Source organism: Parasediminibacterium paludis (assembly GCF_042651445.1).
GTDB classification, from domain to species: domain Bacteria; phylum Bacteroidota; class Bacteroidia; order Chitinophagales; family Chitinophagaceae; genus Parasediminibacterium; species Parasediminibacterium paludis.
In genome coordinates this window covers 1-17486 of the sequence record NZ_JBHSDC010000008.1, presented here as the reverse complement: position 1 = coordinate 17486, position 17486 = coordinate 1, and the positions used below count along the sequence as shown (strand labels likewise).

12 protein-coding genes are annotated in these 17486 nt (G+C 37.6%); 4 read left to right on the top strand and 8 right to left on the bottom strand.

The window, feature by feature from the left end; translation table 11 throughout:
• Window positions 1-187: 187 nt before the first annotated feature.
• Together ACFOW1_RS06370 and dinB are read left to right on the top strand one after the other, a co-directional pair.
• On the top strand, window positions 188-3145 hold the full coding sequence (locus ACFOW1_RS06370) for a DNA polymerase III subunit alpha (RefSeq protein ID WP_379013003.1): 2958 nt from the start codon (window positions 188-190) through the stop codon (window positions 3143-3145).
• Window positions 3146-4330 carry a DNA polymerase IV gene (gene dinB / locus ACFOW1_RS06365; RefSeq protein ID WP_379013002.1) on the top strand — a complete coding sequence of 395 codons (1185 nt, stop codon included), beginning with the start codon at window positions 3146-3148 and terminating at the stop codon, window positions 4328-4330.
• A gap of 206 nt (window positions 4331-4536) precedes the next feature.
• On the opposite strand, the gene ACFOW1_RS06360 is transcribed toward dinB, so the two are convergent.
• The 8 genes from ACFOW1_RS06360 to ACFOW1_RS06325 form a co-directional block, all read right to left on the bottom strand.
• The gene (locus tag ACFOW1_RS06360) at window positions 4537-7176 is read right to left on the bottom strand and encodes a glycerophosphodiester phosphodiesterase family protein (RefSeq protein ID WP_379013001.1); all 2640 of its coding nucleotides are present in this window, start codon (window positions 7174-7176) and stop codon (window positions 4537-4539) included.
• Window positions 7177-7387: 211 nt separating this feature from the next.
• Complete coding sequence (locus tag ACFOW1_RS06355) at window positions 7388-8446, bottom strand: MBL fold metallo-hydrolase (RefSeq protein WP_379012999.1); 1059 nt, start codon at window positions 8444-8446, stop codon at window positions 7388-7390.
• A 58-nt stretch (window positions 8447-8504) separates the two neighbouring features.
• Entirely contained in the window at window positions 8505-11180 is a 2676-nt protein-coding gene (locus ACFOW1_RS06350; protein ID WP_379012998.1) for a TonB-dependent receptor, read from the bottom strand.
• Between the two features lie 105 nt (window positions 11181-11285).
• A complete protein-coding gene (locus tag ACFOW1_RS06345; RefSeq protein WP_379012996.1) occupies window positions 11286-12347 on the bottom strand; it encodes a FecR family protein in 1062 nt (353 codons plus the stop codon).
• Window positions 12348-12430: 83 nt separating this feature from the next.
• Window positions 12431-12973 carry an RNA polymerase sigma-70 factor gene (locus ACFOW1_RS06340; RefSeq protein ID WP_379012995.1) on the bottom strand — a complete coding sequence of 181 codons (543 nt, stop codon included), beginning with the start codon at window positions 12971-12973 and terminating at the stop codon, window positions 12431-12433.
• 163 nt (window positions 12974-13136) lie between these two features.
• Window positions 13137-13943: an SOS response-associated peptidase gene (locus ACFOW1_RS06335; RefSeq protein WP_379012993.1), complete on the bottom strand. Its 807-nt coding sequence runs from the start codon at window positions 13941-13943 to the stop codon at window positions 13137-13139.
• 2 nt (window positions 13944-13945) lie between these two features.
• Window positions 13946-14191 carry a hypothetical protein gene (locus tag ACFOW1_RS06330; protein WP_379012992.1) on the bottom strand — a complete coding sequence of 82 codons (246 nt, stop codon included), beginning with the start codon at window positions 14189-14191 and terminating at the stop codon, window positions 13946-13948.
• A gap of 8 nt (window positions 14192-14199) precedes the next feature.
• The gene (locus tag ACFOW1_RS06325; RefSeq protein WP_379012991.1) at window positions 14200-14418 is read right to left on the bottom strand and encodes a hypothetical protein; all 219 of its coding nucleotides are present in this window, start codon (window positions 14416-14418) and stop codon (window positions 14200-14202) included.
• Window positions 14419-14588: 170 nt separating this feature from the next.
• On the opposite strand from ACFOW1_RS06325, the gene ACFOW1_RS06320 reads away from it, so the two are divergent.
• Together ACFOW1_RS06320 and ACFOW1_RS06315 are read left to right on the top strand one after the other, a co-directional pair.
• Entirely contained in the window at window positions 14589-14981 is a 393-nt protein-coding gene (locus tag ACFOW1_RS06320; RefSeq protein WP_379012989.1) for a hypothetical protein, read from the top strand.
• A gap of 189 nt (window positions 14982-15170) precedes the next feature.
• Window positions 15171-16025: a DUF72 domain-containing protein gene (locus ACFOW1_RS06315; protein ID WP_379012988.1), complete on the top strand. Its 855-nt coding sequence runs from the start codon at window positions 15171-15173 to the stop codon at window positions 16023-16025.
• Window positions 16026-17486: the final 1461 nt, after the last annotated feature.

Here is a 17486-nt window from a genome sequence, read left to right as displayed (position 1 = left end):
TAATAGCACAAAATACTAAATATATTAGTATTTATTTTCCACAGCAATAACCATTATTTTCCTACGCATTCCCCAAATAACAAGCATTTCGCATAATCAGCTTCCCAAAAAACAATCCCCCAATCCCTTAACTTTTTTTGGCAATACCCAATTTTTATCGCAACATTTGCTAAATAGTTTAGTATTTATGTACCTCAATTGCAAATCCTTCTACAGCTTCCGCTACGGCACTATTCCCACTAAGGAACTGGTAGATATGGCCATTGAGCGGGGAATTACGGCTTTGGCGCTCACCAATATCAATGCTACCTGCGATGCATGGGATTTTGTGAAGCTTTGCCAAGAAGCGGGTATCAAGCCCATCCTCGGTGCTGAAATCCGTAATGGCGATGATGTATTATACATCCTATTGGCTGCCAATAATACTGGCCTTCAATGGCTGCACCAGTTTTTGTCTACGCACCTCATGGCAAAAGCAGCTTTCCCTTTGCCAACTGAAAACCCTGTCTTTTTCAATACCCTTAATGATGGCTTTGTTATCTATCCTTTGGGCACTAAAGCCTTGCTCGATTTACTACCCCATGAACGGATTGGCGTACTGCCTTGGGAAGTGGGCAATCTTACCATGCTCGATTGGAAATCGCACCAAGATAAGTTTGTAGTGAGGCAACCTGTCACGTTTCAAAACAAAACCTATTTCAACCTACATCGTCTGCTGCGAGCAATTGCTAATAACTGCCTATTATCCAAATTACCCATTACCTCTCAGGCGTCCGAAAAGGAAACCTTCGTTCCCCCTGCGGCCATCATCCAAGCTTTTAGGCAATATCCTTTCATCATTACCAATACCTACAAGCTAATGGAAGCTTGTTCCATCCACATGGATTTTAAAACCGACAAAAACAAGAAATTCTATACCGCCTCTAAAGAGGATGATCGAATATTATTAGCCAAACTGGCTAAAGATGGTTTCTTAAAGCGCTATGGTAAGAAGAACACAGTGGCATTGGAACGGATGCAGAAAGAACTAAAAATCATTAACGACCTTGGTTTTAACGCCTATTTCTTAATCAATAACGATATTGTGCAGTATGCCGTGTCCCGTGGTTTCTACCACGTTGGGCGTGGTAGCGGTGCTAATTCTATTGTGGCTTTCTGCTTGGGTATTACGGATGTTGACCCGATTGAGTTGAACCTCTATTTTGAACGCTTCTTAAATCCCGAACGTACGTCACCGCCCGACTTTGACATCGATTTTAGCTATACCGATAGGGATGATGTGATGGACTATATCTTTAAGCGCCATGGTAAAGACCATGTGGCTTTGTGTGGTTCTATTTCTACCTTTAAGCACGATGCAGTCATCCATGAACTAGGCAAAGTCTTTGGCTTGCCCGAAGAAGAAATCAAGCAAGTACAGCGTTTAGCACAGCCTCAAGATAAAATCCACCAACTCATTTTCCAATACGGTAGCTTGCTGCGTGGCTTCCCTAATATCATGTCTATCCATCCTTGCGGCATGTTAATTACAGAAGAAAAAATAACCAATTATGCCACTTGCTTTTTGCCGCCTAAAGGCTTTACAGGGGTGCAGATGGATATGTTTATTGCGGAAGATATTGGTATCAATAAGTTCGATATCCTCAGCCAGCGTGGGCTTGGTCACATCAAGGAATGCTTGCAGCTTATTAAAGACAATAAGGGCATCGAGGTAGACATCCACGATATCAACAAGTTCAAAAAGGATGAGAAAATCAAACACCAAATCCGAGAAGCTGATACCATTGGTTGCTTTTATATCGAGTCGCCCGCTATGCGTAGCTTACTGAAAAAATTAAAGTGCGACGATTATATTACCCTAGTAGCGGCCAGTAGTATCATCCGCCCTGGCGTGGCGCAGTCGGGCATGATGCGGGAATACATTACCCGGTACCACAATCCGCAATCGGTACAATACCTACATCCTTTGTTTCAAGAACACCTCTCTGAAACCTTCGGTGTGATGGTGTTTCAAGAAGATGTCATTAAGATAGGTCACTACTTTGCTGGCTTAACGCTTGGCGAAGCGGATGTGTTGAGAAGGGCCATGAGTGGCAAATACAAGAACAACAATAAGTTCATCATGATTAAGGAGAAGTTCTTGGCCAATTGTAAATCAATGGGATATCCCGATGCCTTGGCTACAGAAGTGTGGCGACAAATGGAAAGCTTTGCGGGCTATAGTTTTAGCAAAGCCCACTCGGCCAGCTTTGCGGTAGAAAGTTATATGAGCTTGTACTTGAAAACCTATTTTCCGAAAGAGTTCATGGTGGCGGTGATCAATAATTTTGGCGGCTTCTATTCTCGAGAACTCTATTTTTTAGAACTGCTAAAAACAGGTGGGGAAATTCATCCGCCTTGCGTTAACCGTAGTGACAATTACACCAACATTCATGGTAATGAAGTCTATGTTGGTTTTATCCATATCAAAAAACTACAGTCTAAACTCGTAGAAACCATACTAGAGGAAAGAACCCAAAACGGCGACTATCTGCACTTACAAGATTTTATTGAGCGTACCAATATTGGTATCGAACAATTGAATGTCCTCATCAGCGTGGGGGCATTTGGCTTTACAGGCAAGTCCAAAAAACGCTTGCTTTGGGAAGCGAACTTTTTACAGAAAAAACACTTACCGCAAGCGGCAGGTGCAGTACCTCTATTTATCGAAAAGCCATTAGAATTTGAACTACCTGAACTGGTAGACCTGCATTTAGATGACCTCTACGACCAAATGGAAATCTTAGGCTTCACCTTATCTAATCCTTTTGAATTGGTAGACGATGACCCTAGTAAATATATACCTGCTAAAGCATTGCAAGCATACATTGGTAAGCAGGTCACTTGCTTGGCGTATTTCATCGCCCACAAGCATGTCACCACCAAAAACAGCAACAGCATGTACTTTGGCACTTTTGTAGACAGTGAACTCAACTGGATTGATACCGTCCACTTTCCTGAAGTGGCTCAAAAATATCCTTTAAACAATAGTGGTTTTTACCGCATCACAGGCAAGGTCGTGGACGACTTTGGTGCTTACAGTATCGAGGTCAGTAGAATGTATAAAATAGGCTATAAAAAACGCAGCTACGAAAACTTGGGCTAAATGTTATTAAAGGAAGGCAGACATATTACACATATGGATTTAGACACATTTTTTGTGTCTGTTGAACATTTGCGTAATCCCAAACTAATTGGTAAGCCAGTATTGATTGGTGGCATGAGTGACCGTGGTGTGGTAGCCTCTTGCAGTTATGAAGCAAGAAAATTCGGCATCCACAGTGGCATGCCTATGCGGGCAGCTTTGCGTTTATGTTCGCATGCGGTCATCGTTAAAAGCGATTATGAAGCCTACAGTAAATACTCTCGTTTAGTTACTGATATCATTGGCGATAAAGTACCCATGTTTGAGAAAGCAAGCATCGATGAATTTTACCTTGACCTTACTGGTATGGATAAATTCTTTGGCTGTATGAAGTTCAGCGAAGAACTCAAAAAGAGTGTAGCTAAAGAAAGTGGCTTAACCATTTCTTATGGGCTTGCTTCCAACAAGTTGATAAGCAAAGTCGCTACTAATGAAGTGAAGCCCAATGGCCAGATTGAAATACCATTTGGGTATGAGAAAAGTTACTTAGCGCCATTGAGCATTATGAAAATGCCAGGCATCGGTAAAGAAACGGGCTATAAACTCTTAAAAATGGGTGTTGAAACGGTGAAACGTCTGAGTGAAATTCCCATGCCCATGTTGTTTAACCTCTTAGGCAAAAATGGTATCGAACTCCACAAAAAAGCCAATGGCTTAGACGAATCACCAGTCATTCCCTTTCGGGAACAAAAGTCAATAAGTACCGAACAAACCTTTGAAACCGATACCATCGACATCCAATTTATTAACCGTGAATTGGTGCGCATGACAGAATCCATTGCCTTCGAACTCCGTTCTCAAAACAGGCTCACAGGCTGCATTGCAGTCAAGCTGCGTTATAGCGATTTTCAAACCGAGCAAAAGCAACAGTCTATCGATTATACCGCATCTGATACGGTATTAATACAAAAAGTAAAAGAGCTATTCGCAAAACTTTACACCAAACGGCAACTCATCAGATTAGTCGGTGTCCGCTTTTCCGATTTAATACAAGGCACACACCAAATCAGCATCTTCGATGATACCCAAGAAGCCATCAAACTCCACCAAGCAATAGACAGTGTCAAAAAGCAATTTGGTGAAAACCTATTAATGAGCGCCGCAGGATACAAAGGGCCTACCAAATCGAAAACAGCATGTAAATAATATTATTATTTTATGTAAGTAGTAATCATCGTCTGTTTCATTTATTTTAAAAATCCTCTGGTTGCTTTATATTTTGTGTCCTATGCAAATTGTTGCTTTGATTAAATGGAAAAATTTAAAGTGTATGAAAGATGCATATAAAAAGAGGGTATAGACATACCCTCTTTGCAACTAGAAAAACAAACCCCTGCTTATGATTAAAAATATTATTGAATTAATAGCTTTTGTGTAGTGCTATTGCCTTTTTTTGTTGTCACTCTTACTAAATAAGTTCCACTTGGCTTAGAAGCAATGCTTATTTGTCTTAATAAACCTGTTCCATTATCAATAGCTACAGTGGCCCCTAAATCACTAAATATAGTTACGGTAGCCTCTTCCATTCCAACAGGTAATTGAACTGTAACTTTATTGTGGGCAGGATTAGGAAAAATGCTTATTTTAGAGGCGTTGAGTTCATCAAAATTAGTATTTGTCGAGGCAATAGCATTATCGTTTGAGAATGTACCACTATTGGTACTACAAGAATCGCTTATAGTCCATATTTCACCGTTTGCTTTTATTGCATAGGCGTTAATTGTACTTATTAGCGTTAAATCTGTAAAAGTGCCATCGGTAGTAAAAACGCGTTGCCATCTATCTGTTGTTCTATTGTAACCCCAAATATTATTATCGCTACCAATTGTTGCAACAGCGCCATCCAAAGAACAACTTATTTTCGTACCAATACCTCTCGTATTTATCAATGTATCACCGTCGAAATGCCATATCTTATTGTTCATATCAATAAACCAAATGTCGCCATATCTATCTATTGATAATTCTTTTGCATTTGTAGTCGCAGTCAAATCCCACAAACCAGTTGCTGTATTAAAGGTATAAATGTTGTTATCAATTCCTATAATTGCAATTTTTTGACGGTCATTTACATAATCCGCCGATTCTTCTGTAGATCCTCCGATAGCTATTTTTTGGGCCAAGCCTGGTATATTCTGCCAATTATTGCTGCTGTCTAGCATATATACTTTGTTATCAACCCCAATATGCCATGGTGTACCGTCTTCTTCCACAGCAATATCTATAGCTTTACCACCTAAACTTATTTTTGCATGATTACTATCTAAAGTATTAACTGAACCATCCAATCCAATAAAGTATGGATTATCAAATATATTTGAAGTAAACTTTTTTGTAGAATATGGCAGAGTTCTAACGGTGCATGATATGACTGGCAGATAATTTATATCAGAATCACCTGCTATATCGTAAATATTTCCATTTAAAGAATCTACATTTCTTGCAAGATTGGTTGTTGTATTAATATTTGTAGAAGAATCTAAATAATTAGAAGAAGGTTCTAAAATACTAGAGGTATTATCACTTATTGTTGGCTTTATACCATAGTTAGCACCTAAATAACTAAACCATTCAGTAGGTTCGTCAGTTGTTATCCACCTAAAGGCCCAACCATTATTTTGGCGAACATTTAAAATATTGGCTTCTAAAAAATCTCTATTCCATCTCAAATCGTTACGATCTGATCTTGTTTTGTATTCTGCACAGTCTTTATCTAGTTTTGTTGCATTTTCTGGTTTTATGTTAAAATTAGCGTAATATGTTGAGTATGGGAAACAGCACGCACCATTTCCAGCGAAATTTCTTCCAATTGGAATGTCGCCGGGGGGATAATATGCTGTTGGAAGAGCGTGCTGTATGCCCAATTTCAAGTTTTTATAGGTTCTTGCCAATTGGTTTATTTCAAAATATCTACATTCAGGTTTTTTGTCTAAAAGTGACCCTTCTTTTACATGAACTTCCATTGTTAAAAACCATGGCTTTTTTATCATAGCAGCTACACAAGCCTCAATATTGAAATATTCTGCTGCTCTAGAGAAAAAATAAGGAACGATATTATAACGCGTCATATCGGAATTAGCTATCCCCGAGATTTTTTCAAATCTTTTAAAATTAAATATATTGTTATTCCTTTCTTTACCATCTAACATATCCAATGCATTTATTTTAAATATAACCCAACTACGCCAATTAATGTTAATATGAAATGCAGTAACTGTTTCGCTTTGTGCTCTATCTAATACTCGAATACAAGCTGCTAATGCAGTCGGATCTTTAATATCCAAAGCAAGTATAGGGTAACAATCTATCGGGTAGTCAAGTAGTCCAACGCGGTTAGCACTAGCAGCATACTCATACATAATGCATTCTGCAAGAGCCAATAGACTAACTACTGCGTTATTAGAGCCAGTACCTTCATTGGTTTTTTTTATCGGCTCTACTCCACCATTTAGCCAAACATTTGCTTTTTGTCTTGTATCATAAAAACGATTTAATATTGTATTCCAAGATTTAGAATTGACTTTAAAATTATTATAATTACTTGCAGCTTTATGAGGGATTGGATCAAAATTTGGATCTAATATTCTTCCAACTGTTTCATCGTGCATTAGAATTGGTACCTGATCTTTTGTAAGCCGTATATCCATTTCTACCATCTCTACACCTTTTCTATCATTTAGTTTAAATGTTTGAAAAAAACTGCCAACAGTGTTTTCCGCCCTATAATAATTTCCATCATCGCGCCATGGGTTTTCACCGCCAGAATTAACCCCCCAAAGTCCTCTGTGAGCACTCACTATTACTCTTTTTTCACCGCCATTCAAAGGATCATTTGGATTCCAAGATGATAAATAACCCATTACTTCTTTTTGTCTTTGATTCAGGTAAATGCCATTCTTCCAAGTGCTGTAGCGAGGATCTTTTGTATTAATTTGAGCGTTACACAAAATAGTAGCTGTTAAAAAATACGAGAAAACTATTATTTTTTTCATTTTATTATTGTTAATATGTTATGTAAAAAGGGTTAAGCATAGGATAAATGAAATCAAATTTTAAAATGGTATCATTGAAAACCTTCCTCCTCGAAGGTGATTGATTTTAAGATGTTTATAATTTTATTTTATTTAATGAGTTTCAAGCGTTTTTGTAGAAATGCTAGTGTTAATAAATTATTATAGACTTTCTTTTGTACATTAACATATTTTATTTTCTGTAAACAAATAACTCACCCATCAATAAGGGCATGTAATTTTTAAACCATTGCTTGGCTCTCACTTCATTTAAAAAATAAGGTTCTCTATGATCTATTGTATGGCTTAATTCATTTTCATGTCCCGGAATAACTAGGATTGGTTTAAAACCAGTTATTAATCTTGACAGTTCCAATGACCAACAGTTGGGAAATAAAACATCTATTTTTTGCGAAAAATTTAATGAATCGATCCAATTGAAATCGCTGGTATCATATTGGTCGCCAGTATGGGCAATTGTTTTGCCAGCTACTGTAACCACATACATATTGTTAGTAACAGAGTATTTTGTTTTAGTATTTGTTTGGTGGCCAGGTAAAGCAGAAAATACCAAAGCATTATTATTTGATAATGCTAAGCGATAAATATTTGTTATACTTCTTTTTGGATGATATACTTTATTATAAAACGGCTTTTCAATCCAAACACTATCAGGTGCAACTACTTTTTTATGTTGTTTAATAGCTTCTTCGGCTACCCAATCATCAGCATGGTCGGGATGTAAATGGCTAACAAAAAAAACATCTATTTTTTCAATGATGGCTTTGGTGAGCGAATCACTCATGGCAAAATTTCTTACTCCAACAGACGAACCTCTCACAAAATCAAATGCTAATGTGATTTTATCTGATTTAACAATGAAACCATGGTTATATAGCTTATAAATAAAGATTTCACTTTTTGGGGGCTTGATGTCAAGCCTCTTAAGTACGCTTTTCATTTGCACTTCATAAAATTGCTGTACTGCTGTTAATTGTGCAGCATTGGGATTGTTCATAAGTTGGTCGTACAGAGCAAATGCTATTGCTCGATTACTATTATTGGTTATAAGAGGCTTGTGTTTTTGTATAACTTTTATAATATAGGTTATGGTATTTTCTGCTACCGCATTTTGCATACTTAAAGTATCGTTCCAATAATTAATGTCGCTATTGATTATAGGCTTCTGTGCTTTACAGTCGGTCCAGATAAGTAATAAAAACAATATTAATCGATACATCCTTGAAGCCATAGGTGCGAAGTTTTTCAAAAAAATAAGGGCTACTTTTCGATAGCCCTTATTCTTATGATTAAAAATTTAAAATGGTTCTAGCATAGAAAGATCTTGGTAATACTGGGCGGCCTATAAAGTATTTTTGGTTATTTAATTGCGTAGTTCCAGCTGTAAAGTTGCCTTCTGTTATACCATCATTATCGAATAAATTGAAAATGCCGACGTTAAAAGAAACGGTTTCTTTTTTTGCACCTTTTAGTGTGTACGATACATCAATTTTCGATAAATTATAAGGGGCAAAGGATGTAGTATTGGCGTCATCTGCAAACCTTCTACCATTGTAAAAATTATTGAAACGGAATGCAAAACCACCAGCTTTATATTCAAGCGTTGCATCATTCATAAAATTAGGCCTTCTCGAAACTGTATTGCCTACTAGGGCTGGTGTTTGATCAAAATTTGTATACGTAGAATTAATATAAGAGAGAGTGGTGTATAAATTGAAATTTTTTGATAATTTGTAATTTAAAAATCCTTCAATTCCATAGGCTTTACTACCCGTAATATATGTAACTTGGTTGACCACTCCGCCAGTTAGTACATAAGCTACGCTTCTCCTGTTGTCCAGCATTTCATAGTATGCCGATAGAGATGCATTAACATTTTTAGAATAATGCTTGATACCAATTTCTGCTTGTTTAATTTTTTCTGTAGTTAAAGTGGGATATTGCGGAACATTGTTTGAATAAACCACAGCATAGCTTCTTAATTCAGGGAAGTAATAGCCTCTTGAGAAATTACCATAAATAGCAAATTGGTTAGAGAGCTTGTAATTGGATGCTAATGAAAGTGCCCAATCAGAAGCATTCAAGTCAAATCTATCGTAAACACCATTACCCCATGTTACTTTTATACCATCCGCATTGGTTATGGTTGCTTTTTTTTCGCTTGATACATTTGCGGTTTGTCCTTCAACTCTTAATCCTACATCAACTCTTAGTTTTTGCCCGATACGTACTTCATTGGTTAAAAAGGCCGCCTTTTTAATACTGCTTAAGTATTTATTTACGTATTGAGGTGCTGTGGTTACTCCATCAACAGTATAAGCTTTTTTTACGCCCAATGCATCAGTGTAATTAAGGTTCAAAATCCTTGCCTTATCATTAAATTCACTTAAATAATTGATTTGAAAATTAAAATCGCCAGCATTGGTGTTAGAAAAGTATCCCCCTATTGTTAATGTTTGATTGACAGACTTACCAGTAAAATCTTTTGTTAATGAGAATTGTGTTGCGAAATCGTTTACTGGGCGAATGCGATCAGTCATATTGTTTTCTAAAACAAGTGCATTGTTATTAAGGGTGGTACCGTCGCCTGCATAGGTATAATTAAAAGCAGTAATTGTACTACCTAATTTAACAGTTGCAAAATTGCCTTGAGGGGCAGGATTAACACCAGAGCCAGAAAGATTGAAAAAATTAAACTCGTGATAATAATTGGCTGCTTTAGCTTTAAAATCAAATTTTAAGTCATTTAAAAAAGTATGTTTATAATCTACCATTAAGTAGCCACCTTTTGTAAATACACCATTAGCCCCTTTGCTTTGATAAACGCCATTAGGGGTCTTGACAGTTAAATTATCTACATCTTTAGTTTCTAAAGTGTAAATGGTTTTACCATCCCAGCCTTGTGGTCTGTGAAAAGTACTATCGATAGGATAAGGCAAATAATACTGTGCTTTGTCATTAATGTATTGGCCATATAAAGTAAATACGTCTCCGTTATCCAAAATCTTTTTTAGGTTTCCACGCAACTGATAGCCTTGAGTTGGTAAGCCAAATACCACTGGTCCATTATCATATCTGTAAGTACCCGCAAGTGAATAATAGGCATTTTTACCTGTTGGTCCGCTTATTTGAAAATCGAATTGTGATTTACCAGGTGTAGCAAATTCACTTTGTACCGTTGTTTTTTGAACATCAGTACCTGTTTTACTAATAATATTTATTAGACCTACAACCGAACCTGAACCATATAAATTAGAAACTCCACCAAGTGCAGTCTCTATTTTAGCTATATTCAAATCGTTTCTATAATATACGTCGGTTGCAGATGAGTTTAAGCCAGCAGTACCTAATACTGGCATGCCATCAATGTGAATAGGCGTAAGTATATACTGACCCCCTGTAGGCAAACCACGCACATAAACATTCGCAGCAACAGCACCGCCACTATTTTCAGTAATGATACCAGGAATACCTCTTAATATATCAGCATTGCTATTAAACTTTTTTGATTCAATGGTTTCTGCATTAAGAGAAGTGATTGACATAGGAGTTTCAAACTGCGTTCTTTTTGTATTGGTTGCAGTTGTAACAATTTCTGTTAAATCTGCAGCAGTTTGTTTTAATCTTATCAATAAAGAGTTTTCGTTGCCTTCCTTTAGTTTAAAAGCGTTCACATATCCCGTTTCGTAGCCAATATAGCTAAAGGTAAAGTTGTAAGTGCTGCCAACTTGTAATGTGCTAATTGAAAAAAAACCCTTTTCGTTAGTAGTAGCTGATACTGATTTTTTGGTAGCCAAATTAGTGGCTGTAACTGAAACCCCATTTAAAGGTTCGTTACTTTCTGTTTGCACTAAACCTTTAATACTTGCTGTGTTTTGTGCAACAGCCGGCTCTATGGCAAATAAGCTAATGAGCCATACTAAAGCTAGGGTTAATAAGCGGTTGACTGATTTTTGTTTTTTCATTTTTACGTGCTATTTGTTTTGATGTTTTGATAATAGTTTAGCAGTACGCCATTTTAAGGTGCGTTTCACATGTGGTAGCATGTGCCTAATTGTTATGTATTTGTTTTATTTTTTTATTTCAAAACCAGTAATGGTTTTGGTCACAGTTAGCCCATTTAGTAAAGCAATATTGTTTATAATGGTTCCTACTTCTTCATTACTATTAAACTTGCCTGTAAACTTCATATTTGCAAGTTCAGTTGCGTTGTAAGTAATCGTTATTTTATACTGTTTTTGTAAGCTAGTAAATACTTCTGGTAAGCTTGATTGGTTGAAATTCAACAACCCATCATTTGTAGCCAACAATTGTTTTTCAATTTTCTTATCGCTGTCTTTCAATTTAAATGTAGACAGTGCAGCTGCATAAGTAGCTTTATTAACCTGAATTTGTTCACCTGGTAATAGATATTGGGTATTGAAAGCATAGTTACCAGTAGCCGCTTTACTAATCATTACTTTGCCAGTAAATAGCTGCACTGTAATATTATTGCTTTGCTGCTCTGCCATAATAGTAAACGAAGTACCAAGGGCTGTGGTGCTAATACCATCGGTAGTTACCACAAATGGTTTGGTTTTATCTTTTGCTACTTTAAAAAAGGCTGTACCTACTAAAAATAACTGCCTTTTATGGCTGCGAAACGGTTGGGCATATTGTAAGGTACTTTTTGGAAAGAGATTTACTGATGAACCATCTTCTAAAGCAACCAATATTGCTTTGTTGGTAGTATTGTTTATCGTTTTTAAAGTATTTATTGCACTGTCCATTTGTACTTGCTGCTGTACTATATTATTGCCAGCTGTTGATGGGTTGTTATTACGGTTATATTGTAAGGTGGTAAAAATCACTAGCCCTATAATTGAGGCTGCGGCAGCGTATTTAAACCAAATGAGACTGATTGCTCTAGTTTGTCTTTTTGCTATTTCTTTTTCTATACCTAATAATATTTTCTGTGATGTAGCTTCATCTAATTTACTACCACCTTCATCGCCCAATAAGTTTTGAATGCTGATATACTTTTCTAGTTCCTCTGGATGTGTGTGGAAATAAGCTTGTACTTGCACCGCCTCTTCTGCGGTACATTGGTTTCTTAAAAATTGTTGAATAAGCTGTTCTGAAACTTCTTTCATTTAAAATAGATGACTTATGAATGATTCGGATAACTAAGCAAATACCCCTACTCGTTAACAATTTGTTTATATTGGGCAGGGTATTATTTATTAATTGCTGATAGAATGATAGATAAAGCTGCAACTTGCCTAATCACTTTTAGGGCTTTAGAAATTTGATTTTCTACTGTTTTTGGAGATATGCTCAATTGCTCGGCAATTTCATTATAGGAAAGGTTTTCCTCTCTGCTTAATTTGAAAATCTTTTTACAAATGGGCGGCAAGCCTTCTATAGCAGAATATATTTTGTTTTTTAGTTCTTTTTCCAAAGATGGGTCGCTTGAAAAAATAGTAGGTGCTTGTGCAACAACTTGATTGATTACTTTTCTTTCTATGGCTTTTTTGCGAAGCGTATCTATTAAAATGCTTCTTGTAATTCTAGCCAATTGAACATCAATCGTAAATACTTCAGATAATTTTTCTCTGCTTTCCCAAAGTTTTATAAAAGCCTGTTGCACTACCTCTTCCGCAATATCTGTAGAAGCTGTTTGCTTTAACACAAAGAAATAAAAACGCTCGTGGTATTTGTAATATACCTCGGTAAATACGAATTTATTGCCCGCCTTTATTTCAGCAACAATATGCACGATTATAAGGTAAGAATTGATTTAATAATGCAAGTTGTTGCATTTTAAGTGGATTCTAAAATTAATATAACGTTAAGTGAAGATTATTGATAAAAAGGTGTGCTGAATTTATTTTTAAACGAACACACATATCCAAATCAACATCAATCTGTAAAAGCTAAAACTAAGCAACCTCCAACGCAGGCAAATCCTCATAGTCAAAAGCTTTGGTAGGCTCCAAAGCCTCTCTAAAATCTTTAGCTATCGGATAGGCTGACATCGCTTCACTTGGAAATTGCGACGTAGCTATTTCTATAATGCGTTCCTCACTTAAATCTTCCAATAGCCACTCGTAAGCCAAATCCTCATTCAATATCGTAGGCATTCTTTTCTTCATATTGTGTACTTGTTCCATCAGCTGATTGGCTTTAGTCGTCACAATAGATACCGTATCCACAGTTTCTCCAGTTGCCTTATCTGTCCATGTCTGCCATATCCCCGCCATGTAGAAATAGTGGTTGTCCTTTACAGTAATATGGTACGGGTATTTAACAGCAGTTTTTAAAGGTTGTCCAGTTCGCTTATTCTTCGGAAAAACATGCCTCCACTCAAAAAAGCCTGTTGACAATACCAAACATCTTCGTTCTAAAGCAGCTTGTCTATAAATTTTATTTGGAAAAAGCAATTCTTCCCCAACCGCATTTAATGTAATCATTGGTGTTTTAAACACACCGTTATTGTCTTTAAAGCCCATTCGCATTTTTAAAGCATCTTCTCGGGTTCTAATATAACTTGGTATAAAACCCCATTCCATTTCAACAATATCAAAATCTACAGCGCCATTGATGCGCTTTAATACAGGTACATTGCCGTAATCAAAACCATGATGTAAATCGCGGTTTAAAAAGTCATACTTGGCCACAGCCTTTTCCAACTGCTTTAGCCTAATAAATTCAGCCCTTGTTACTTTCACACCATTGTAATAGCACATCCTTAGTCCTTTTGTTTTTTTAAAAGATAGTCTTCAATCATCTCGCCAACCCCTTCTGCTTCTTTCTGCCGTCCTTCTGGAATGGACGTCCAAAATTTACCAAGCTCAAAGTTCGTGGCTCTAGTCAACACCAATGGTGGTCGCTTGCTGCTAAACACGGCTTTGTAAGCAATAGTCTTACCTATGGTAAAACGTTCTACAGCAATGGTTGTAGCGCCATAAGTGAGTTCAAACTTATCTTCTACCATACGATTACTCAATTATCTTTTGCAAGAATAAAATTACTTATCATGGCCACCACATGGTCATCAACAGTCAATCCAAGTCCTACATCCATTTTACTCAATTCAAAGCCTTCATAGCCAGGCACCAACCTACAAACATAGCCTTCCGCATCAAACACTTCATAATTCACCGCCCGCTCTAGCAGAACCTCCTTTACCAAATATTTACCCACTTGCCATGTCGTTTCCATACCACTAAAATAAATAAATTAGCCTTGGTTTCTAGTAAATAAATATTGTTGTAATTTGGCTAAAGCCTAAGCTGGACTAACATGTAATGTCCAACATTTAGCCTAGCAAAAAACCGTTGTGTATCAGAAAAAAGCAAAATTTTGCACAGATAAACTAATAAAACAACGCAATGAACAAATATTCAAATATTGCCACGCTTTTTGTGGCTTTCATTATGGCTTTAACGTCATGTAAAAAGGAAGAAAATATAACTACCTCAAATGACAGTTACTATATTAAGTATGCAATAATAGGAAATGGAACTTACATCTATTTTAGTGATTTTTCTGTCAATTCAGCCCAAGGTCTTGTATCTTATAGTGGATATCAATACCAAACTTGGACTCAAACATATGGGCCAGTAAAAAAAGGGTTTAGTGCCTCTGTATCAGTACAAAGCCCATACGTCACAGTTGAGATATATGTTTCTAAAAATAATGGCCCATGGGCAGTAATGGCATCCAAAACTGGAGATTATTCATTGTCTTCAACCACTTCTCAGTCATATACAATAAATTTTTAGGGTCAGTTCTTCTCCGAATAGGTTAAATTTATTGTAGTTCATACAAATCTTGTAAAGAAACAGTAGATACCTCCTTTAACGCCAGTTTCCCAATCTCTGTACTTCAGTGCCTCAGTGGCTAGATTTTTTATTCCCTTAGAAATAATTTATCATTTATTTTTGAAAAATAACGTATTTAACGCCCCGAGCATGAATTTTGGCATGATCCCATACGACACCCTTACTTTCACCGATGTTGAACTACCTGTCGTAGATAATAGCAAAGTACTTGGGAATAAAAAAGCCACTCATCCTGCCATTTACGTAGGCCTCAGTAAATGGGGGGACGAAGAGTGGAAAATACCGCTAAACGCCCCTAAAACAAAAGATAAAGACATGCTAGCCCTATACGCTAGTCATTTCAATACAGTAGAACTCAATGCGACGCATTACCGCATATTCGATGATGCCTATATTACTAAATGGGCGCAACAGTCTAACAACAACGCCTTTAAGTTTTGTCCAAAAATGTTTAATGGCATCACCCACAGGGGTAGTTTGGCAAACAAAGAAGAATTGACTTACCAGTTCTTATCTAGCCTCGATGGTTTTGGCAACCAATTAGGGCCAGTATTCATACAACTAAGCGAATCCTTTTCGCCGTCTCGTATCAACGAGCTGCTAGACTTTCTAAAATTCCTACCAAAAAACATACAGTTTTTTATAGAATTAAGAAGCCGACATTGGTATCCTTTGCAAGAAAAATACCGCAATTTCTTAAATCAATTATATCTGCTTAATATAGGTTTAGTCATAACCGATACACCTGGAATTAGATATCCTGCACACATGCTACTCACCATCCCAAAATTATTTGTGCGTTTTGTGGGCATCGGCAATACAGAATTAGATAATCAACGCCTTGCCAACTGGCAAACTATTCTTACAGAGTGGTACGCCCAAGGCTTAGAAGAAGCTTATTTTTTCTTGCATCTACATAATGAAGCTGATGCCATTCAAGAAGCCAAAGAAGTACAACAAAACTTCGCTGCAATACTTAAATAGCCGTTAGGTAATACGTGTTCTAACGTACCAATTCAAACCGCCTTTTACAATTACTTTTCTTTTTGTAACCATCGTCAATAATCCTCTTCAGCCCCATAGGCGTCGCACCCTGCATCAGTAGAATCTTTATTGTGCTTTTACCGTAGCGTAATAATCACTAGTCAACTATCGCCCATCGTCTATCGTCGCCATCTCGGTCAGCTATCGCCCATCGTCTATCGTCGCCATCTCGGTTGTCGGTCAACGGTTAACGGTCGTCCATAGTCTCTCAACCGCCCCCGCCAAAGGTCCCTACCCAACCTTACAAACCAACCCCTGCGTAGCCACCTTTGGCGCGCACAGCAGCAGCAAGTCACAGTACTACTCGTGCCTCCTAGCTAGTGCCTCGCACCTGCCTTTCCCTACGCTGCTAATTATTATTGGCGTGGCTTCGCCACCAGTCTACAGTTGCTAGTCCACTGCGTTCCCTTAGCAAGATGCTGCCCACGCCGCAGAGCCCACGCACAGCAAGGTAAAGCGGTGTTCGGTCTGCCGTCGTCGGCAAGTAGATGCGCCATACCAGCAAGGCCGTGGCAATATGGTTGTTATGTCCCTTGTATGGTATTGCCACCCCCTTGCTGCCCTGCGGGCTGCTAAGGCAGGTATGTCACACTACTTGCAGCTCCTAGGCGTCCCTCACGGCAGCTACCTGTGTCCTACAATACAGTAGCCCTAATCCCAATCCCCCTTCGGGGGTTGGGAGGCTACTATTTTGTAGTCCCCCCGCTGCCCATAATTTTTGCGGGCCTTGCGGCCACCATCGGCTGCGTGTTTGTCATGCTTTTTGTAAAAAAACAAAAAGACACGCCAAACACTTGCGTGATACGTTGCTGCCAAATGCCCCTGCGGTGCGCTCTTTGTCAGCACCTCTGGTGGCGCCCGCCGCCACTTCCTTTGCAATCCAGTGGCGTTAGTCGGCCCGCTACGCTGCTAGGCTCATTGCGGATAAGTGTACCGCAAGGCTTGGCTTCTTTTGGCTCAAGGCTGTTTTACCTTGCCCCCCACACGCAAAAGCCATCCCACAAAAAACCAAAAACCCAAAGCCCAAATCAAGTGTAATAAAGAAGAAAGGAATTTCTCTAAATTACTGCAGTCTATAGTCAGTGGTCTGTCGACCACTTCCTCCCTGTCATTGCGAGGAACGAAGCAATCTGCACTACTCCACGTCATTGCGAGGAACGAAGCAATCTGCACTTTTTTGCAGCCTAATAATATTTTATTACATTAGGCGTAACAATTGAAATGTACGCAGTGCACCAACAATACAAAATATGTACTTAGTTTTGAAACTACGTACATATTTAATAAATATATTTTGTAATTAATCAATTAGACTCTAAAAATATAGTAGCAGTAATAGCAACCTGCGTATATCAACGAATTAGCTTTGATTTTATGAAGACACCTACAGAAATAAAATTT